This window comes from Streptacidiphilus jiangxiensis, from assembly GCF_900109465.1.
Classification (GTDB): Bacteria; Actinomycetota; Actinomycetes; order Streptomycetales; family Streptomycetaceae; genus Streptacidiphilus; species Streptacidiphilus jiangxiensis.
Genome location: NZ_FOAZ01000051.1, coordinates 1 through 20,302 on the forward strand (window position 1 = coordinate 1; position 20,302 = coordinate 20,302).

Consider the following 20,302-nt stretch of genomic DNA (forward strand, 5'->3'; position numbering starts at 1 on the left):
GGTTCAGCGGGCGCCGAGGAGGTGTTCCATGGCGAGCTGGTCCAGGACCTCGAAGGCCATGCCGCGGCGGGCGGCGGTGTCGACGTCGAAGTCCTCGAAGGCGTCCCGGTCGGCGAGGAGACCGGCGAGGCCGTCCTGCGCGGTGGGGAGGGCGAGTTCGGGCAGGCGGGCGGCGGTCAGCGCGGCGACGACGTCCGGGTCGGCGCGGAAGGCGCGGGCGCGTTCGGCGAGCAGCAGGTAGTTGCGCATACAGGCGGCGGCGGAGGCCCAGACGCCGGAGAGGTCCTCGGTGCGCGGGGGCTTGAAGTCGAAGTGGCGCGGGCCGTCGTAGCCGGCCGATTCCAGCAGGTCGACCAGCCAGAAGGCCTGGCGCAGGTCGCCGGCGCCGAAGCGCAGGTCCTGGTCGTACTTGATGCCGGACTGGCCGTTGAGGTCGATGTGGAAGAGCTTGCCGTGCCACAGGGCCTGGGCGATGCCGTGCGGGAAGTTGAGCCCGGCCATCTGCTCGTGGCCGACCTCGGGGTTCACCCCGACGCGGTCGGGGCGCTCCAGGGAGTTGATGAAGGCCAGGGCGTGGCCGACGGTGGGCAGCAGGATGTCGCCGCGCGGCTCGTTGGGCTTGGGCTCGATGGCGAAGCGCAGGTCGTAGCCCTGGGTCTCGACGTACTCGCCGAGCAGGTCGAAGGCTTCCTTGAGCCGGTCCAGGGCGACCCGGACGTCCTTGGCGGCGCCGGACTCGGCGCCCTCGCGTCCGCCCCAGGCGACGTAGACGGTCGCGCCGAGTTCGGCGGCGAGGTCGATGTTGCGGATGGTCTTGCGCAGGGCGTAGCGGCGCACGTCGCGGTCGTTGGCGGTGAAGGCGCCGTCCTTGAAGACGGGGTGGGTGAACAGGTTGGTCGTGGCCATCGGCACGCGCAGGCCGCTCGCGTCGAGGGGACCGGAAGCGCTTGACGGTGGCCTCGCGCTCGGCCTCGGAGGCGCCGAAGGGGATCAGGTCGTCGTCGTGGAAGGTGACGCCGTAGGCGCCGAGCTCGGCCAGGCGCTGCACGGACTCCACCGGGTCCAGGGCCGGGCGGGTGGCGTCGCCGAACGGGTCGCGCCCCTGCCAGCCGACGGTCCACAGGCCGAAGGTGAACTTGTGCGCCGGGGTGGGAACCAGCAGGTCGCTGCCCATCTGTGACTCCAGTCTCTATTCGTTATGGCGAAAAACAAATTAGTATGCCGAGGCGCGCGAGGGGAAGCCCCTCCGCCGGCCCGGTCGCCGTCCCGCGACCGAGGAGCCAGGACACGGCAGCAGGAGAGCAAGCATGGGTGCGCCACGCGTTGTCATCGGCATCGACAGTTCGACCCAGGCCACCAAGGCGCTGGCCGTCGATGCGGACACGGGACGAGTACTGGGGCAGGGCCGGGCCGCGCACCACGTCAGCACCGGGCCGGGCCGGGAGAGTGACCCGGAGCAGTGGTGGCAGGCGTTGTGCGAGGCGGTCGCCGCCACGGGCTGGTCCGCGCAGGCGGAGGCGGTTTCGGTCGCCGGACAGCAGCACGGTCTGGTCACCCTCGACGCGGCCGGGCGGCCGGTGCGTCCCGCACTGCTGTGGAACGACGTCCGCTCCGCCCCGCAGGCCGCCGCGCTGGTCAGGGAGCTCGGCGCGGACCGGTGGGCCGAGCGGACCGGCAGCGTCCCCACCGGGTCCTTCACCGCCGCCAAGTGGGCCTGGCTGCGCGCCTACGAGCCCGAGTCGGCCGCACGTACGGCGGCGGTCCGGCTGCCGCACGACTACCTGACCGAGCGGCTCACCGGCGAGGCCACGACCGACCGCGGCGACGCCTCGGGCACCGGCTGGTGGACCCCGGACGGCTACGACACCGAGCTGCTCGGGCGGATCGGCCTCGACCCCTCACTGCTCCCGGCCGTGGTGCCGTCGGGGCGGGCGGTCGGGCGGACGCGGGCGGGCGGGCCGCTTCCCGCAGGCGCGCTGGTCGCGGCCGGCACGGGCGACAACATGGCGGCGGCCCTCGGCCTCGGCCTGGAGGCGGGCACGCCCGTGCTCAGCCTCGGTACCTCCGGAACGGTCTACGCCGTCACCAGGGGGCGGCCGAAGGACACGACGGGCACGGTGTGCGGTTTCGCCGACGCGCTCGACGGCTGGCTCCCGCTGGCCTGCACCCTCAACTGCACGCTCGCCGTCGACCGGTTCGCCGCCCTCCTGGGGCGCGACCGCCAGGACGTGGAGCCGGGCGGGACCGCTGTCGTGCTGCCGTTCCTGGACGGCGAGCGCACCCCCAACCTGCCGGGCGCGAGCGGCCTCGTCCACGGTCTGCGCCACGACACCACGCCCGGCCAGTTGCTCCAGGCCGCCTACGACGGGGCCGCCTACTCCCTGCTGGCCGCCCTCGACCAGGTGCTGCGTGCGGGCGGTGAGGCCGCCGACGAGTCGCGGCCCCTGCTGCTGATCGGCGGCGGCGCTCAGGGCCGGGCCTGGCAGGAGACCGTCCGGCGACTCTCCGGGCGACCGGTGCAGATCCCGGCAGCGCAGGAGCTCGTCGCGCTCGGTGCCGCCGCCCAGGCGGCGGGGCTCCTGACGAAGGAGAGCGCCGGGACCGTCGCCCGGCGCTGGCGCACTGCGGACGGCCCGCTGCTGGAGCCGGTCGCGAGGGACACCGAGGCGCTGGAGCGGATCGGGGACACCCTTCGGCGTGCCGGAGGACTCCTCGAGTCCGGTCATGTCGGCTGAGCCGGGCCGTGGGCCCGGTCCGCGGTCCTCGACGACCGGTCGACGCGGTCGATGCGGTCGATGCGGTCGGGCCCTGAGGTCGCTGGGCGGCGGCCTGTTCCGCTCACGGCTGCGGGAAGGCCGCCTCGACGAACGGATTGCGGAACGCGGAGCGCGGGTCCAGCGCCGCCGCCAGGCGGCGGAAGTCCTCGCCGCGCTCGTACAGGGCGCCGACCGCCTCGGGGCGGAGCTCGAAGAGCTTGCCCCAGTGCGGACGGCCGCCCAGCGGCAGCAGTTCGGCCTCGATCAGGGCCACGGCCTGCCGCACCTCTTCCGTCGCGGGACGCCAGGTGCAGTGGACGGCGACGCAGTCGCGACCGTAGGCGGGGCTCAGCCACAGGTCGTCGGCGGCCACGGTGCGGATCTCGGACGTCAGCAGCAGCGGGGCGATGCGCGGGCCGAGCGCGCGCATCGCCGCGACGGCCTCGGGTGCCGCCTCGCGCGGCAGCAGGAGCTCCGACTGGAGCTCCTCGCCGGCGCTCGGGGTGAAGTCGGGCCGGAAGTGGGGCAGCCGCTCGTGCCACGGGCCGGGGACGCCGAGCTGTTCCGTGCAGTGCCGGGGAGACATGCCCGGCACCGGGTGGCGCGGACCGTCGGCGAGGCGGCCGTCCAGCCATCGCCCTCCCGGGTGGGCACGGTCCTCGCGATCCGTGCGGCGCTTGACCCACACACTCGCGGTGTCGTCGCTCCAGTTCGTGAAGGCGCTGACGCTGTAGGCGGCGCCGAAGACCTCGTCGAACCCGTCGGCGATCCGGTCCAGCGGCACGTCGTCGTAGACCCACTGGGCCACCTCGAAGGCCGGCTCGACCGTGAGGGTGAGGTCGACGACGACGCCCAGTGCGCCGAGGCCCACGACCGCCCCGGCGAAACGGTCGGGATCGTCGGCGCGCGTGAGGTCGAGCAGTTCACCGTCCGAGGTGATCAGCCGCACCGCCGACACCGCCGAGGCGAGTCCTTGCAGGCCGTCCCCCGAACCATGGGTTCCGGTCGCGCACGACCCGGCCACGGAGATGTGCGGCAGCGACGCCAGGTTGGCCAGCGCGAGGCCGCGGGCCTGCAGCTCGCGGGCGAGTTCCGCATAGCGGATGCCACCGGTGACGGTGATCGTGCCCTGCCCCGCGGAGACCTCCAGTCGGCGCGGCAGCTCGTCCAGCAGCACCAGGTCGCCCGCGGTGTCCGCGATGCGGTTGAAGGAGTGACCGCTGCCCAGCACCTTGACCTGGTCGGCAGTGGCGACGACCTGTCGGGCCTCGTCGACCGACCGCGGCCGGTGGATCCGCGTCGCTCCGAAGACGACGTTGCCAGCCCAGTTGCGCATGCGCATACGTGCGCCTCTCTCGTCCGGGGGTCCGACCGGAACCGCGCACCCCGCGATGTCGAAAATTTCGAAAGCCTCGACGGCTCAGCCGCCGGCGGCGGCCGGGGGCGGGGCCGTGCTGCTGCGCTCGACCAGGGTGGTGGCCAGGTCCACGCGCAGCGCGGACGGCGGGTTGCCGCGGGCGAGGTCGATCACCATGCGGGTGGCGACCTCGGCCATCTCCGTCAGCGGCTGGCGCACGGTGGTGAGCGGTGGGCCGACCCAGCGGGCGAGGGGCAGGTCGTCGAAGCCGACGACGCTGAGATCCTCCGGGATGCGCAGCCCCAACTCCCTTGCGGCCTCGTAGAGGCCGAGCGCCTGCAGGTCGTTGCCGGTGAAGACCGCGGTGGGCCGGTCCTTGAGGCGCAGCAGCTCCAGGCCGACGCGGTAGCCGGTGTCGTGGTGGAAGTCGCCCGCGCGCACCAGAGCGGGGTCGAAGGGGACGCCGGCCGTCTCCAGCGCGGCCCGGTAGCCGTCGATGCGGGCGACGCTGCACATCATCCGGCGCGGCCCCGCGATGACGCCGATGCGCCGGTGGCCGAGTTCGAGCAGGTGGCGGGTGGCGGCGAGGCCGCCGTTCCAGTTGGTCGCCCCGACCGCCGGCACCTCCTGACCGGGGTCCCCGGCCGGGTCCATCACCACGAACGGGATGTCGCGACTGGTCAGCTGCGCCTGCTGGGCCCTGTCGAGGCCGGAGAGCACCAGGACCACGCCGGTGGGGCGGCGGGCGAGCACTCCGTCCATCCAGGACTGCCCGAGACTGAGGCGGCCCGAGGACTCCGACAGGACGACACTCAGGCCCTCCTCGCGGACCACGTTCTCGACGCCCCGGATGACCTCCATCGCCCAGGCGCTCTCGAGCTCGTGGAAGACCAGCTCCAGCAACGGGCTGGACGGGGCGCTGTTGGAGCGTCGCCGCTGGTAGCCGTACTGATGCAGCAGTTCCTCCACCCGCTCCCTGGTGGCGGGGGCGACGTCGGCGCGGCCGTTGAGGACCTTCGAAACAGTCGGTGTCGACACCCCTGCCTCGCGCGCGATTTCGGCGAGTGTCGCCGCTCTGGTCACGAGCCCCTCCTGTGCTGCCCTGGTGTGCGAAGTACGCAGTCGTTGCGCGGTACGGGACGGATGCTAGCTGGTCGGGGCCTTCGTCGGTACGTCCGAACCGAGACCTTCCGAACCCTTGACGGTGGTCGATGTTACGCCTAAGTTTCCCGCATCATTCGGCAATCTCTTCGAAACTATCGACGGAGTGGCAAGCCATGACCTCTCTTCCCGTGACCGTTCGCAGCCGTGCGAGCCGGAACAGATTCGCCGCGATAGCGGCAACGACCGCGCTGGTGCTCGGTCTGACCGCCGCGTGCGGGTCCAGCGGCTCGACCTCGGCGTCCGCCGACTCCGGGACGATCCACGTCCTCGTCTACGGGGACGCCGGCAACACGGTCGAGAAGCAGATCGTCGACACCTTCAACAAGACCTCGAAGGTCAAGGCGGTGCTGGACACCATCCCCGGCGCCGACTACCAGTCCAAGCTGAACACGATCATCAACACCCCGCAGGCCCCGGACATCTTCTTCAACTGGGGCGGCGGCAGCATCGCGCCCTACGTCAAGGACAACCTGCTGCTGCCGCTGGACAGCATGATCGCCAAGGACCCGGGGCTGAAGTCGAACTTCCTCCCGTCCGTGTTCAACACCGCCGTGATCGACGGCAAGTCCTACGGCATCCCGATGCGCGGTACCCAGCCCGTGCTGCTCTTCGACAACAAGCAGGTCCTGGCGAGCGCCGGTCTGAGCGTCCCGCAGACCTGGGACGACCTGCTGGCCGACGTCAAGGCGCTCAAGGCCAAGGGCCTGACCCCGATCGCCCTCGGTGGCGCCGACCAGTGGCCCACCCTGATGTGGTTCGAGTACGTCTTCGACCGGGTCGCGGGGCCCGACCTGTTCCAGAAGGCGCTCTCCGGCGACAAGAGCGCGTGGGCGAGCCCGGACAGCGTCAAGGCCCTGGGCATGCTGAAGCAGCTGATCGACGCCGGCGCCTTCGGCAGCAACTTCGACTCGGTGAAGTTCACCGACGGCGGCTCCCCGGCGCTGCTGGCCAAGGGCAAGGCCGCCTTCGAGCTGATGGGCTCCTGGGAGTACTCCACCCAGCAGTCGGGCAACCCGGACTTCGCCAAGAACGACCTCGGCTACAGCGCCTTCCCGACCGTCAGCGGCGGCAAGGGCGACCCGAACGACGTCGTCGGCAACACCAACAACTTCTACTCCGTGCTGAAGAAGACCCAGCACCCCGACGCGGTGGCGGCCTTCCTCAAGCTCATGTACTCCGACGAGTTCGTGAAGGCCCAGCTCGGCATCGGCAACCTGCCGACCACCACCAACACCGCCAACTTCCTGGCCACCTCGGCCAGCCCGGCCTACTCGCAGTTCCAGTTCAACCTGGTCAAGACGGCTCCCTCGTTCCAGCTGTCCTGGGACCAGGCCTACCCGCCGGCGGCGACCACGCCGATCCACACGGCCGTCCAGGAGTTCTTCGACGGCAAGACCGACGCCAACGGCTTCATCCAGGCGATGCAGTCGCTCTCCAACTCCTGAGTGGGACCGATGACCGCTCTTTCTCTCGCAGCCGTGTCCGTCCGTCGCCGCAGGGCGCGCCGGGCCGGCGTCGGGGTGACCCGCCCGGGCTTCGCCTGGGCGGTACCCGCGACCGTCTTCTTCCTGCTGTTCGCGATCCTCCCGCTGGTGCTGGTCGCGGTGCTGTCCTTCACCAGCTGGGACGGCATCAGCTCGCCGCACTTCAACGGCCTGGCGAACTGGACCAAGCTGATCAACGACCCGGTGATGACCCAGAGCATCTGGCTCACCCTGCTGCTCACCGTGCTCGGGGTCGTCACGCAGACGCCCGTCAGCATCCTGCTGGGCGTCTGGGCGGCCGGACCCCAGCGCAACCGGGCCGTGCTGTCGGCGATCTTCTTCGTCCCCCTGCTGCTCTCCGCGACCGCGGTCTCGGTGCTGTGGCGCGCCCTGCTCGACCCCAACTTCGGCATCCCGGGCCAGCTGCCCTGGCTGTTCGGCAACGGCAACCTGCTCGGCAGCCAGGCCGGATCGATCGCGGTGCTGACCTTCGTGGGGATGTGGCAGTTCACGCCCCTGCACGCGCTGCTCTACCAGGGCGGGGCCCGCGCCGTCCCGCAGGTGCTCTACCAGGCCGCCGCCATCGACGGGGCCGGCACGGTGCGGCAGTTCTTCCACATCACCCTGCCGCAGCTGCGCAACACCATGATCACCTCGGTGATCCTCATGGTCGTCGGCGGTCTGACCACGTTCGACACGGTGCTGATCCTGACCCAGGGCGGACCCGGCACGGACACCACGGTCAGCGCCTACTACATGTACCAGCAGGGCTTCAAGGAGTTCGACTTCGGCGCCGGCTCGGCCATCGCGCTGGTCCTGGTCGTCGTCGCCACCCTCATCTCGCTGGCCGTGGTCCGGATCACCGGCTACGGGAAGATGAGCAGCACGGCGGAGGGGATCTGATGCGGCAGCGCCCCAACGCCCAACGACCCAACTACGCCGCCGGACTGGGCTCCCTGATCTGGCTCGCCCTGGTCGGCGTGCCGCTCTACGTGCTGCTGATCGCGACCCTGCGCACCACCTCCGACTACTCCACCCAGGGCCCGCTGAGCTTTCCCTCGCAGCTGACCCTGAGCAACTACTTCAACGCCTTCTCCAACGGCTTCGGTCAGGACTTCCTCAACACCCTGATCGTCACCGTCAGCGTCGTCGGCATCGTGCTGCTGGTGGTGCCGCCTCTGGCCTACGCCATCGTGCGCGCCCAGGGTCGGACGATCGCCGTCGTGTTCCGGGTCTTCCTGCTCGGACTCGCGGTGCCCGCGCAGGCGGTGATCGTGCCGATGTTCTACGTCATCAGTCAGGCCGGGCTCTACGACCACCTGATCGGCGTCATCCTGCCCACCGCCGCGTTCTCGCTGCCGGTGTGCACGCTGGTGCTGACCGGGGCGATGCGCGACATCACCCCCGACCTCTACGAGGCCATGGCGATGGACGGGGCCTCCCCCTGGCGGGTCTTCCTGCAGCTGGTCCTGCCGCTGTCCAAGGGCGGGCTCTCCTCCATCGTCGTCTTCTCGGCCCTCCAGGCCTGGAACGGCTTCCTCTTCCCGCTCATCCTCACCCAGTCGGACTCGACCAAGGTGATCACCCTCGGTCTGTACAACTTCCAGACCGAGCACGGCGTCGACGTCCCCGGACTGCTCAGCGCCGTCGTGCTCTCCATGCTCCCCATCTTCGTCGTCTACCTGTTCGCCCGCCGCGCCCTGGTCCAGGGGCTCATGGGGGTCGGAGGAAAGTGACCGGCAACATGAACCCCACCGTCGGGACCGAGCTCGCCACGGCTGTGTGGCGGGACGTCTCGCTCGACCCCGCGACCAGGGCCGACGCCCTGATCGCCGCGATGACCCTGCGGGAGAAGACGGCCCAGCTGGTCGGCGTCTGGGTGGGCGCCTCCGACGAGGGCGGCGAGGTCGCCCCGCACCAGCACGAGATGGAGGAGCCCCCGGACCTCGACGAGCTGCTGCCGCACGGCCTGGGCCAGCTCACCCGGCCCTTCGGCACCGTGCCCGTGGACGCCGCCGTCGGCGCGCTCTCGCTGGCCCGCTCCCAGCAGCGCATCGCTGCCGCCAACCGCTTCGGGATACCGGCGGTCGCCCACGAGGAGTGCCTGGCCGGGTTCGCGGCCTGGGGCGCCACCGCCTATCCCGTCCCGCTCTCCTGGGGCGCGGCGTTCAACCCCGAGCTGGTGCGCACCATGGCCACGGCCATCGGGACCGACATGCGATCCGTCGGCGTCCACCAGGGCCTCGCCCCGGTGCTCGACGTGGTGCGCGACGCCCGCTGGGGCCGCGTCGAGGAGACCATCGGCGAGGACCCCTACCTCGTCGGCACCGTCGCCACCGCCTATGTGCAGGGCCTGGAGTCCGCCGGCATCGTCGCCACGCTCAAGCACTTCGCCGGCTACTCCGCCTCGCGGGCCGGACGTAACCTCGCGCCGGTCACCATGGGCGCGCGCGAGCGCGCCGACGTCATCCTTCCCCCGTTCGAGATGGCGCTGCGCGAGGGCCGACCGCGTTCGGTCATGCACGCCTACACCGACACCGACGGCATCCCCTCCGCCGCCGACGGCGAGCTGCTGACCGGCCTGCTCCGGGACACCTGGGGTTTCGACGGCACGGTGGTGGCGGACTACTTCGGCATCGCCTTCCTCAAGCTGCTGCACGGCGTCGCCGGGAGCTGGTCCGACGCTGCAGGCCTCGCCCTCGCCAGCGGCGTCGACATCGAACTGCCGACCGTCAAGACCTTCGGCCGGCCGCTGCTCGACGCCGTCGAGTCCGGCGCCGTCCCCGAAGAACTGATCGATCGCGCCCTGCGCCGGATCCTGGTCCAGAAGGCGCAGCTCGGCCTGCTCGACCCCGACTGGAACCCGGTCCCGCAGGCGCTCTCCGGCGCGGGCCCCGCCCTTCTCGACGCGGCTCCCGACGCGCTGCGCGGCAGCGTCGACCTGGACCGGCCCGCCAACCGGCGCCTCGCCCGCGAGCTGGCGGAGCAGGCCGTCGTGCTGCTGCGCAACGACGGCACCCTGCCACTCGACCGCCCCCGCCGGATCGCCCTGATCGGCCCCAACGCCGACACCCCGACGGCCGTCCTGGGCTGCTACTCCTTCCCCGTGCACGTCGGCTCGCAACACCCCGAGATCCCGACCGGCATCGAACTGCCCACGCTGCGCGAGACCTTGACGGCCGAGTTCCCCGACGCCGAGATCGTCACCGCGCTCGGCGCGACGGTCGACGGCGACAGCACCGCCGGTTTCGCCGAAGCGGTCGCGGCGGCCGGCGGCGCCGATGTCGTGGTGCTCGCCCTCGGGGACCGGGCCGGACTGTTCGGCCGCGGCACCAGCGGCGAGGGATGTGATGCCGAATCGCTGCAACTGCCTGGAGTACAGGAGCAGTTGCTCGACGCGCTGCTGGACTCCGGCACGCCTGTCGTGCTCGTCATGCTGGCGGGCCGTCCGTACGCACTGGGTCGCGCCGCCACGGAGGCCGCGGCGATCGTGCAGTCCTTCTTCCCCGGCGAGGCGGGCACCGAGGCGATCACCGGGGTGCTCAGCGGGCGGGTGAACCCGTCGGGCCGGCTTCCGGTCAGCGTGCCGCGGCACAAGGGCGTCCAGCCCTCCACCTACCTGGCCGCCCGGCTGGCCCAGGACAGCGACGTCTCCAGCACCAGCACCACCGCCGCCTACGGGTTCGGGCACGGCCTCGGCTACACGCAGTTCGCGTGGTCCGGGCTCGAGGTCGACGTCGCGGAGACCGGCACCGACGGCAGCTTCCGGATCGCGTTCGAGGTCCGCAACGTCGGTGACCGGCAGGGCTGCGAGGTGGTGCAGCTCTACCTGCACGACCCGGTCGCCTCCGTGGTGCAGCCGGTGCAGCGGCTCGTCGGCTACCGGCGCCTCCCGCTCGAGAGCGGGGAGGCCTGCCGGGTCCTGCTCGAACTGCCCGCGGACCTCGCCTCCTTCACCGGCCGGGAGGGCCGGCGCATCGTCGAGCCCGGCGAGCTGGAACTGCGGATCTCCGCCAGCAGCACCGACCACCGGATGACCGTTCCGCTGCGGCTGACCGGCCCGGTCCGGGAGGTCGACCACACCCGCCGGCTGCACCCCGCCATCACCGTGGCCGCCGCCGACCAGGACTGACGCACAAGGAGACGGACGCACGTGTTCACCGACCTCCCCGAGGCCGACCTGTGGCGCCACCGCAGCGGCCAGACCGAACCGGACGACTTCGACGCCTTCTGGCAGGAGACGCTCGCCGAGGCCCGCTCGTGCGGCGGCGAGGTCGTGGTGGAGCCGGTCCGTACCGGGCTGAGCACCGTCGACACCTTCGACGTCACCTTCCCCGGCTTCGGCGGGGAGCCGGTCAGGGCGTGGCTGCGCCTCCCGCGGACGGCGACCGGCCCGCTGCCGGTCGTCGTCCACTACGTCGGCTACGGCGGCGGTCGGGGGCACGTGCTGGAGAACCTGCTCTGGGCGTCCGCCGGATACGCCCACCTCCAGATGGACACGCGCGGGCAGGGCTCGGGCTGGAGCCGGGGCGCGACCCCCGACTCCGGCCCGGCCGGGCCGCAGGCCCCCGGCGTGATGACCCGGGGCATCGACTCGCCGCACGCCTACTACTACCGCCGGTTGTTCACCGACGCGGTCCGCGCCGTCGACGCCGCCCGACGGCTGGACCGCGTCGCCCCAGGCCGGGTGGCCGTGGTCGGCCAGAGCCAGGGCGGCGGCGTCGCGCTCGCCGTCGCCGCCCTGGTCCCGGACGTGGCGGCGCTCGTCGCGCACGTGCCGTTCCTGTGCGACTTCCCCCGGGCCGTGACGGTCACCGACAGCCTGCCGTTCCGCGAGATCGCGGACTACCTCGCGATCCACCGCGACCAGGAGGACCGCGTGATGCGCACCCTCTCCTACGTCGACGGCGTCAACTTCGCCCGCAGGGCGGCCGCCCCGGCCCGCTTCTCGGCCGCGCTGATGGACGCGGTCGTACCGCCCTCGACCGTGTTCGCCGCGTACCACGCGTACGCCGGACCCAAGGCGATCGCGGTCTGGCGCTACAACGGCCACGAGGCGGGCGGACCGGACGACGACCAGGGCGCCCTGGACTTCCTCACCGAGCGCCTCGGCCCCGCGGACAGTGCGCGGCACACCCGTACGCAGATCGGCCAGGTCTAGCCCGAGGCCGTGTGGTCAAGGGCGGCGCTTGCGGCGGGGAAGCCCGTCAGCCGCTTTCCGGGCTGAAGTTCTCCACGAGCCGTTCGGGTGCGGCCTGCTTCCAGGAGTCCACCAGAATGTCGTAGAGCTCGGCACTGCCGTCCAGGGCGCCGAGCCGTACCCGCACCCAAGCGGAAGACGCCTCATGTGGCGGCACCCAGAACTTCCGCGGCTCCGCAGCGATCAACTCCGCCCGATCATGCTTCGGACACCGCACGGCGAATGACGTCTGGTCGTCCGGAACCGTGACGAACATCTTCCCGGCGACCCGAAACGTGGGCATGCTCCACGCTTCCTTTTCCACGGTCTCCGGCAGGGACAACGCGATACGGCGGACATCATCGGCATCGACCATGCTCGCCACCCTAGTGCCGTGGCCTCGACGGACCGGACGGCTGGACCTGCGCCCTCGCCGATTTCGCCGACCTCGACGGCCACCGGCTCACGCTCCACGTCCGGGCTTGATCGACCGAACGCCACTGCACCGTTACCAGCGGTTGCGCCCCAGGTTCGTGTCCGAGCGCCTCGAATTGCGCGGTCGGCTGGGCAGGCTAGCCTGACAGCTGTTACTGCTCTCGCCTGAACGGGGGTGGTCGGATGGCCACCTTGGTGTCGGTGAACGTCGGCCTGCCCCAGGACGTGGCATGGCAGGGCAAGACCGTGCATACCGGTGTCTGGAAGCATCCCGTGGCCGGCCCCCGTCCGGTGCGCCGGCTCAATGTCGAGGGCGACGGACAGGGCGACCTTGCCGGACACGGAGGCGAGCAGCGGGCCGTGATGGTGTACCAGCTGGACTCCTACCGGTACTGGCAGGAGCAGCTGGGACGCGACGACTTCGTGATGGGGCAGTTCGGCGAGAACTTCACCGTGGACGGGCTCCCGGACGACGAGGTGTGCATCGGGGACCGGTACCGCATCGGTGACGCGGTGTTCGAGGTCACGCAGCCGAGGGTCACCTGTTACCGCGTCGGGCTGCGGCTGCAGGAGCCGCGCATGGCCGCACTGCTGGTGTCTCACGGCAGACCGGGCTTCTATTTCCGAGTCCTGACAGAGGGCACCGTGCAGGCCGGGGACGAGATCGTCCGGCTCAGGACAGGGCCCGGGACGATGAGCGTCGCGGAGATCGACGCTCTGCTCTACCTGCCCGGTCACCCCAGGGAGCAGTTGGAGCGGGCGCTACGGATCGAGGCGCTCAGCCCCGGATGGAAGGGCTCGTTCAAGGCCCTGCTGGAGAACGTGGAGAACGCGCGAGGCGCTGGAGGCGCTGTCGGCGGCGGCAACGTGGGGCTCACGGCGGCCGCGGCCGGTCCAGCGCCCGCGTGGACCGGGTTCCGGCGCCTGCGCATGTCGGGGGTCCGGGTGGAGAGCGACACCGTGTCCTCGTACACGCTGGAGGCCTTGGACGGCGCAGCACTGCCTGCCGCGTCGGCCGGGCAGTTCATCACGCTGCGTCTTCCTCGGGAGGATGCGGACGGGCCCCTGATCCGCACCTACTCCCTGTCCGGAGCGCCGGGCTCGGCCGACTACCGCATCAGCGTGAAGCGCGAACCCCGGGGCGCGGCAAGCGGCTGGCTGCACGACCACGCGACCGCGGGTCTCGAAGTGGAGGTCGCCGCGCCCCGAGGCGGGTTCACCTTGGCCGAAGGCCCCGAACCGGTGGTCCTGGTATCTGCGGGGGTCGGGATCACACCGGTCCTGGCGATGCTCCACCGACTCGCGGCGCTGCACACGCAGCGCCACGTGTGGTGGCTGCACGGGGCGCGAAACAGCACCGACATGCTGTTCGCCGAAGAGGTGCGGGAACTGCTGGCGACGCTCTCCGACGCCCGCGTCCGCGTCTGCTTCAGCCGGCCACTGCCGACCGACCGCATGGGCTCGGACTACACCGATGCGGGACGGCTGTCCGCGGACCTGATCAGGACGCTCGACCTGCCCTCGGACGCCACGGCGTACGTGTGCGGGCCGGCGGCCTTCATGGACGACATGCTGCGGGCCCTGACCGACAGCGGTCTGGACGCGGCGCGTGTGCGCACAGAGGCCTTCGGCGCGGCCGCCGGCTTGACTCCCGGTGTCGTGGCCGACGGCTCGGAGCGCGCGCCGCACCTACCCGACCGGCAGGGTGACGGTCCTGTGCGGGCAACGGTGTCGTTCAGCCGCAGCGGGCTGACCGTGCCGTGGAGGGCCGACGGACCGACGTTGCTGGAGCTGGCCGAGGCCTGTGACGTTCCGGTGCGGTGGTCGTGCCGGACCGGCGTCTGCCACAACTGCGAGACTGCGGCCCTGTCCGGCACGGTGGCCTACCGCCCGGAGCCGGTGGAGGAACCGGCACCGGGCAACGTGCTGCTGTGTTGCTCGCGGCCGCAGACCGATGTGGTGCTGGACCTGTGAGACAGCGCAGCCCCTGTCGGGCGCCAGGCTCCGATGCAGGCAGGACTTCTGCCACCTGGAGCTCCCTACGTGCGGACATCCGGCTGCTGCCGGGACGGTGACGGCAGATCGGCGTGAGCCTCAGGGCTGCCCGGACGTCCCGGAACGGGCGGAGGTGCTCCCGTTCCCCGGCATGCCCGGCGACCCGTGCTGTCGGCCGCGGCGTCCCCAGCGGCCGGTCGTGGCAGTGGGGCTGACAGAGCCGCCCGGAGTCGGCGGCGTCGTGGCAGCAGGGGACTGCGACATCGTGGACGCTGCGGACGCGGTCGGCTCCACGGGGGAGGCCACGGTGCTCGCGCTCGGTACAGGCGGGGCGGAGAGCCGCGCGTGGGGGGAGGCCCCGCCGCCGTGGGGCGTGGCCGTGGACCGGACGGGAGAACTGCGGGCCGGCCGGCCGGGCACCGGGTGGCGATGAACGGATCCGCTGCTCGTCGGGCCACTCGGCTTCGGCGCGCCGGACGCCGGGCCGCCGGGGCTCGACGCGTGGAGGACCGGGTCACTCTGCTGCCGACCCGGCGCGGACCGAGGGCTCAAGGCTGTGGTGGCCGCGACCGCGCCCAGCGCCGCACCGACCGTCAGCGCCCAGGCGATGTTCCTCGCCCGACTGCTGGCGGCGAGCTTCCTGCGCAGGGACTTGCCCAGGCGCAGCAGCAGGTAGAGGGTGGCGGCCAGCGGAAGCAGGAGGAACACGAACCGGACGGCCGCCCCGCAGGCGGTGAGCAGGTCACCCGATGCCGTGGCGCCACGGATGACCCTGGCCTGGTCGGCGAGCGCCGTGACCGCCTGGATGATGATGCCCGGGAGGTGGTACAGCGTCGAGGCGATCTGGGAGATCAGCAGGCATGTGCTCACCAGCACCCACGCGGTGACCAGCAGCCGGGAGCGTCGGGTCAGGTGGGACACGCCGGTCGGATCGCGTCGCAGGACGCTGCGCATCACCGGTCGCATCTGCCCGAACAGGTCCGGTACGCCGGCCAGGTCGGCCAGGATGTAGTAGCCGTCGAGGCGGACGACCGGGATCAACTGCTCCAGCACCTCGTAGTGGCCGAGGTAGACCGCGGCCAGGAGCAACGGCTGCCCGGTGGCCGCGTAGGCGGCGAACAGGGCGAGCATGAAGACGACGTTGAAGTAGACGCCACCCAGGTCGGTGCGGAGGCGGTCTGCCCGCGGGCGTCGGTAGATGTCGGTGACGTCCGTGAAGAACGACGGCCAGAGCAGGTAGATGCCGAAGCCGATCCGCCCGGGTCGGGCACCACCGTAGCGGCAGGCCGAGGCATGCCCGAGCTCGTGGAAGACGAGGGAGGCGACAGCCAGGACGAACACGGCCAGCAGCGCGCCGGGCTGGTCCATGACGTCGGCCAGCGCGGACACGGCGCCATGGACGAAGAACAGCCAACCGTCCGCCACGGCGAAGGCTGCGAGGACCAGCAGGACCGCGAAGGGAGAGTGGAGCACGGTCAGCGGGCCGGTCAGCGCCCAGACCGCCCGGGGTGGCAGCAGGGTCGAGCGACCCTTGAGTCCGAGCAGCAGATCGCTGGAGGGTGCGTCGCCGGGCACGGCCGTCGCGTCGCCGGCCAGGACGGTCACGCCCAGCGGTCGAAGCTTCTCGCCGATCAGGAACTCCACGTCCTCGCACGCCAATTCGCGTCCGTAGCTGGCGCTCACCCGGGCGGCGACCTGCTCGGTCGTGCGGACGCCGTCGACGGCGCACACGACGTGGTACAGCAGTTGGGAGAGCTCCACGACCTGGCCGTCGCTGCGGCGCACCGTGTACACCGGTTCCACGGAGCCCGCGCCGTGGAACCGGCCGTGCAGCTCGAGTCCCTCGGTGTTCCGCGGAACGTGGCCAAGTCCGGCGGGGACTGACGACGGCTCAGGATCCGGGGCAGGTCGGGATTTCGCTGTGCTCCTGCGATGCCTGCCGGGCGGTGCCGCGCTGCGGTCCACATCTGTGCTCACGTTTTCTCACCCCTTCGCCGCGCGCACTCGGCACCACGCGGCACAGAACGCCTGTTCAAGACCCGGAACGAGCACCGGGGTGCCCGCCGACGGCGGACACCCCGGGCATGCGGCGGCTTCCGCCGTCAGCGACGGTGGAACCAACGGCGGTCCCGGTCGTCGTCCCGGTCGTGCCCGCGGTCGTGCCCGCGGTCGTGCCCGCGGTCGTGGTCCCGGTCGCCGCCGCGGTCGTGTCCGCGGTCGTCGCCGCCCCGGTCGTGACCCCGGTCGCCGCCGCGGTCGTGTCCGCGGTCGTCGCCGCCCCGGTCGTGACCCCGATCCCCGCCGCGGTCGTGTCCGCGGTCGTCGCCGCCCCGGTCGTGCCCGCGGTCGTCGCCGCCACGGTCCCCGCCACGGTCGTGCCCGCGGTCGTCGCCGCCACGGTCGCCGCCGCGGTCGTGGCCCCGGTCCCCGCCGCGGTCGCCGCCGCGGTCGTGGCCCCGGTCCCCGCCGCGGTCGTGCCCGCGGTCGTCGCCGCCGCGGTCGTGGCCCCGGTCGCCGCCCCGGTCATGTCCCCGGTCGTCCCCGCCGTGGCCGTGGTGGCAGCGGTTGTCGGTGTCGCCCGGGTGTCCGGCGCCGCAGTGGAACCTGAAGACGCCGAGCGCCTCCCGGCCGGGCAACAGGCCGGCCTTCTGGGCCTCGAGCTCTTCAGTGCTGAACATCATTGCTTCGACTCCCGTAGGGTAAATGGTGAACGGAATGAAAATCCGGGACAGCCGCAGGAAGGGCCATGCGGTGAACAATTCCTGCGGCGGATGCCCCGAGAAGAAAACTAGCGGGAGAGGGCTGCAGATTTCAAAGCCCGGTTGTCGGCGTCGATCGCTGAATTTCCTCGCTGCAGACCGCCATTGACGCCTTCCGTGCCCGCCCTGACCTCCGACAACACGATGCACCGGGATCTTTCCCAGCCTTCCGTCGTGCAGCGAGATTCATCGATTCTCGGCGCGTCCGGTTCAATACTCGTACGAGCACACGAAACGGTGGCTGCCGCCGGTGCGGGAACGGGAGGCGGGCCTGAGGCCCAGGGAGCGCAGAGCCCTGGTGAAGGAGGAGTAGCTCTGCGGATAGCCCCGTGCCACCACATCCCCGTAGAGCGTGGAGGCCGTCAACTGCGGGTTCAGAGACAGCCGTTCGATGCAGTACGGGATGTAGGGCGACAGCGGGTTGGGGTGGCCCCGGCGGACGCCGACGGTGCGGCGGCCGGTCAGGTAGGCGCGGATCGTGGCCCTGTCGCGACCGAGGCGGCGGGCGATTTCGGCGTACGGATGCCCGGCGCGAAAAAGATCACGCGCCCGCTCGGCTTCCTCGTTGGTCAGCATTTCTTTCCTCCGTTGGGACCTGTGGCGGAGCGGCTCGGTGCCGAAATTCCCTGGCGGCCACGCACGAACCGGCCGTCACCGAGGGTCCGCGCCCGGAAACGAGCGCATTCCTGTGGCAGCAGCCGGTCAGGTGTATTCGGCTGTCGGCTGCGGTGCCGGCAGAACGGCAATTCGAGCGGTTCCGTACACATGCAGGGGAGTGGAACGGGCGGAGCGGCGTCCTGGGCGGAGAGCGGCGCCGTGGTGGAATTCCGCAGCGTGGTCCGTCGGTCCTGGGCCGCGCGGGGTCGCCCCGAGCCAGGCGGGGTTTCCGCACCCGTCCTGGTGCCGTGTCGTGCCGTGGTGCTACTGGGTGGTGCGCTCCTGGATGTCCAAGCTCACATGGGTGCTCGCTTCCTGGAGGACAGCAGGCTGTCCAATGGCGATGGACGCTGCGTCCAACGAGCATGGACACTAGAGGCCGAGGGGCGGCTACTGCAAGTAGTTGGCCATGACGGAAGGTGATCGCCGTCGGCCGGCCGACCGACAGTCAGATCCTGTGGTTCGTGCGGGAGTCCGACTCGGGGGCCAAGTGGGGGAATCGGCTGCCCTCAGGAGCGTCGGGGCGGAGGCGGGGACTACGGTGTGGTGGCACCGCGGGCGTCGGTGAAGTCCCCGCCCCGCGCATCCCCTTCCCCTGCCATGGCGGAGCTACGAAGGAGAAAAGTGCTGGTCGTGCAAGGAGGTCCGGCTACCGCCCTGGTGCGGGATCGCCGGCGGGCGTCGGTGGTCCTGTTCACCGGGGACCTTCCGGTGCCGCTCACCGGCGATGGCCTGCGCAAGGTCCTCGACCTGGCTGCGGCTGTCCTCAGTCCGGTCGAGGCGGCCGTGTTTCGCAACCACCTGCTTCAGCTGTCGCGCCAGGAGCGCGCATCGGGCCGTTGTGTCGAGATCGACGGAGCGGTCCTCAGCGTCCATCCCGGCTGACCACGCCGCGTCTGCCGCCTCGACCCCAGGGCGATTACGCACGGCAACTGATCGCTACTTGAAGTAGTCGCGAGGCGGGGCTATTGTCCAACGACATTGGACGACTCGTCCAACTTCCATGGACGCTTGCGTCCTCTGTCGCCCACCTTTCCCTTTTTCGAAGGAGACTGTCATGAGCATGAACATCAACGAGCTGGACGCCGAGTCCGCCGAGCTGCTGCCGGGCCGCGAGGCGCTGGGTCGGCTGAAGTTCAACTTCACCAAGACGGTCAACGTGACCAAGCACGTCGCCCACGTCAACGCCCACAACAACTCGCTGGCGCTCAACCTCGGCTCGGACGGCGCCACCGCCGCCTCCGAAGCCGCGCAGTGCATCAGCATCCACCAGTAACAGACCTGCGGCCCCGGCCGTGTCCGAGGTGCCATCGGTCGTACGCCGATGGCCCGCGGGCCGGCCGGGCCCCGGCGGGGCAGCCGGGACAGCACACCCGACCGACGACCGACCGGCGAGAGAGACGGCACACCCGCATGACTGTGACTGCGGACGGGGCCTGTGTCCCTGGACCTGGTGGCTTTGCCACCTACGTTCCACCTTCGTACCTGCCCGACCCGACTCTCCCGCTGGCGGTGTTCCCCGTTCCCCGGCTCTCGGCCGGGTTGCGGCTGCACGGCGAGTACCAGGGGTCGGGGTTCAACGAGCCCCGGTACATCGCCCGCCGTGGGGACGGTCAGGTGGTGCAGTTGTCCCGGCTGCTCCACCTGGTCGCGGGCGCGATCGACGGGGAGCGTGACACCGAGGGGATCTCGCACCGGGTCAGCGGCCTGTTCGGGCGTGAGGTCAGTGAGGAGAACGTCGCCTACCTGATCGAGAACAAGCTCATCCCGCTCGGCGTCAGCGTCCCCTACGACCAGGAGGACGACGAGGTCGACGCGCCGCGTTCGGACCTGCTGCTCGCCCTCAAGGGCCACCGGGTGCTGTTCGACGAGCGCCGTGTGGCCCGGATCGGGCGTTCGCTGGCCTGGCTGCACCGGCCCGCGGTGGTCGCGGCCGTGCTGTTCGCGGCGGTCGCCATGGACGTGTGGCTGTTCGGCTACTACGGCGCGATGACGCCGGTGCTGCACGTGCTGGACCAGCCCGTGCTGCTGCTGGTGGTCTTCGCGCTGACCGTGGGCTCGCTGGTCTTCCACGAGTTCGGGCACGCCTCGGCCTGCCGTTACGGGGGCGCGAGACCGGGCTGCATCGGCTGCGGCCTGTTCCTGATCTGGCCCTCGATGTACACCGACGTCACCGACGTCTACCGGATCGGCCGGGCCGGCCGGATCCGCACCGACCTCGGCGGGGTCTACTTCAACGTCGTCTTCATGCTCGCCCTGACCGGCTGTTACTTCCTGACCGGTCAGCCGTTCTTCCTCAGCGCCGTCTACCTCGGCCACTTCGAGGTCCTCGAACAGCTGATGCCGGCGGTCCGCCTCGACGGCTACTACATCCTCGGCGACCTGGCCGGCATCCCCGACCTCTACGGCAAGATCCGCCCGATCGTGCTCAGCATGGTCCCGGGCCGTCCCACCCCGCCCGAGGTCGCCGACCTCAAGCGTTCCGCCCGCGTCATCGTCACCACCTGGGTCTGCAC

The 20,302-nt window shown here is 71.3% G+C and carries 16 protein-coding genes and 1 pseudogene; 10 read left to right on the forward strand and 7 right to left on the reverse strand.

The features are described 5' to 3' along the window. Nucleotides 1-3: 3 nt before the first annotated feature. Nucleotides 4-1,174 (reverse strand): annotated as a pseudogene (gene xylA, locus BMY61_RS42215) (xylose isomerase). A 133-nt stretch (nucleotides 1,175-1,307) separates the two neighbouring features. On the opposite strand from xylA, the gene xylB reads away from it, so the two are divergent. Beyond that, nucleotides 1,308-2,735 (forward strand): xylulokinase, encoded by a 1,428-nt coding sequence (gene xylB, locus BMY61_RS42220; RefSeq protein ID WP_042461035.1) that lies wholly within the window; start codon nucleotides 1,308-1,310, stop codon nucleotides 2,733-2,735. Nucleotides 2,736-2,838: 103 nt separating this feature from the next. Here the strand turns inward: xylB and BMY61_RS42225 are convergent, their stop codons facing one another. After that, nucleotides 2,839-4,092 carry an FAD-binding protein gene (locus tag BMY61_RS42225; protein WP_280521073.1) on the reverse strand — a complete coding sequence of 418 codons (1,254 nt, stop codon included), beginning with the start codon at nucleotides 4,090-4,092 and terminating at the stop codon, nucleotides 2,839-2,841. Between the two features lie 84 nt (nucleotides 4,093-4,176). Continuing rightward, a complete protein-coding gene (locus tag BMY61_RS42230) occupies nucleotides 4,177-5,196 on the reverse strand; it encodes a LacI family DNA-binding transcriptional regulator (RefSeq protein WP_236656682.1) in 1,020 nt (339 codons plus the stop codon). Nucleotides 5,197-5,390: 194 nt separating this feature from the next. Here BMY61_RS42230 and BMY61_RS42235 point away from each other — a divergent pair, with 194 nt between their 5' ends. The 5 genes from BMY61_RS42235 to BMY61_RS42255 are packed head-to-tail and all read left to right on the forward strand — an operon-like array spanning nucleotide 5,391 to nucleotide 11,922. Further along, nucleotides 5,391-6,722, forward strand: coding sequence for an ABC transporter substrate-binding protein (locus BMY61_RS42235; RefSeq protein ID WP_042461026.1), 1,332 nt, complete (start codon nucleotides 5,391-5,393; stop codon nucleotides 6,720-6,722). Between the two features lie 9 nt (nucleotides 6,723-6,731). Beyond that, a complete protein-coding gene (locus BMY61_RS42240) occupies nucleotides 6,732-7,664 on the forward strand; it encodes a carbohydrate ABC transporter permease (protein WP_082015707.1) in 933 nt (310 codons plus the stop codon). Then, nucleotides 7,664-8,497: a carbohydrate ABC transporter permease gene (locus BMY61_RS42245; protein ID WP_042461020.1), complete on the forward strand. Its 834-nt coding sequence runs from the start codon at nucleotides 7,664-7,666 to the stop codon at nucleotides 8,495-8,497. Before BMY61_RS42240 ends, BMY61_RS42245 begins: the two co-directional genes overlap by 1 nt. A gap of 8 nt (nucleotides 8,498-8,505) precedes the next feature. Next, nucleotides 8,506-10,893 carry a beta-xylosidase/alpha-l-arabinosidase gene (locus BMY61_RS42250; protein WP_042461047.1) on the forward strand — a complete coding sequence of 796 codons (2,388 nt, stop codon included), beginning with the start codon at nucleotides 8,506-8,508 and terminating at the stop codon, nucleotides 10,891-10,893. 21 nt (nucleotides 10,894-10,914) lie between these two features. Then, nucleotides 10,915-11,922: an acetylxylan esterase gene (locus tag BMY61_RS42255; RefSeq protein WP_042461017.1), complete on the forward strand. Its 1,008-nt coding sequence runs from the start codon at nucleotides 10,915-10,917 to the stop codon at nucleotides 11,920-11,922. Nucleotides 11,923-11,968: 46 nt separating this feature from the next. On the opposite strand, the gene BMY61_RS42260 is transcribed toward BMY61_RS42255, so the two are convergent. Beyond that, a complete protein-coding gene (locus BMY61_RS42260; protein WP_042461044.1) occupies nucleotides 11,969-12,316 on the reverse strand; it encodes an MmcQ/YjbR family DNA-binding protein in 348 nt (115 codons plus the stop codon). A 242-nt stretch (nucleotides 12,317-12,558) separates the two neighbouring features. On the opposite strand from BMY61_RS42260, the gene BMY61_RS42265 reads away from it, so the two are divergent. Continuing rightward, nucleotides 12,559-14,349: an MOSC and FAD-binding oxidoreductase domain-containing protein gene (locus BMY61_RS42265; RefSeq protein WP_042461014.1), complete on the forward strand. Its 1,791-nt coding sequence runs from the start codon at nucleotides 12,559-12,561 to the stop codon at nucleotides 14,347-14,349. A 120-nt stretch (nucleotides 14,350-14,469) separates the two neighbouring features. Here the strand turns inward: BMY61_RS42265 and BMY61_RS42270 are convergent, their stop codons facing one another. The 3 genes from BMY61_RS42270 to BMY61_RS42280 form a co-directional block, all read right to left on the reverse strand. After that, nucleotides 14,470-16,173, reverse strand: a complete 1,704-nt coding sequence (locus tag BMY61_RS42270) for a M50 family metallopeptidase (protein WP_143094811.1) — start codon at nucleotides 16,171-16,173, stop codon at nucleotides 14,470-14,472. Between the two features lie 299 nt (nucleotides 16,174-16,472). After that, complete coding sequence (locus BMY61_RS46890; RefSeq protein ID WP_177240413.1) at nucleotides 16,473-17,129, reverse strand: hypothetical protein; 657 nt, start codon at nucleotides 17,127-17,129, stop codon at nucleotides 16,473-16,475. Nucleotides 17,130-17,339: 210 nt separating this feature from the next. Further along, nucleotides 17,340-17,705 carry a helix-turn-helix domain-containing protein gene (locus BMY61_RS42280; protein ID WP_052439571.1) on the reverse strand — a complete coding sequence of 122 codons (366 nt, stop codon included), beginning with the start codon at nucleotides 17,703-17,705 and terminating at the stop codon, nucleotides 17,340-17,342. 705 nt (nucleotides 17,706-18,410) lie between these two features. On the opposite strand from BMY61_RS42280, the gene BMY61_RS42285 reads away from it, so the two are divergent. The 3 genes from BMY61_RS42285 to BMY61_RS42295 all read left to right on the forward strand — a co-directional run. Beyond that, nucleotides 18,411-18,671 (forward strand): hypothetical protein, encoded by a 261-nt coding sequence (locus tag BMY61_RS42285; protein ID WP_236656681.1) that lies wholly within the window; start codon nucleotides 18,411-18,413, stop codon nucleotides 18,669-18,671. A gap of 172 nt (nucleotides 18,672-18,843) precedes the next feature. Next, nucleotides 18,844-19,062, forward strand: coding sequence for a hypothetical protein (locus BMY61_RS42290; RefSeq protein WP_042461005.1), 219 nt, complete (start codon nucleotides 18,844-18,846; stop codon nucleotides 19,060-19,062). Nucleotides 19,063-19,199: 137 nt separating this feature from the next. Next, nucleotides 19,200-20,302 (forward strand): zinc metalloprotease (locus tag BMY61_RS42295; RefSeq protein WP_483316205.1); only part of this gene is annotated, 1,103 nt, incomplete at its 3' end.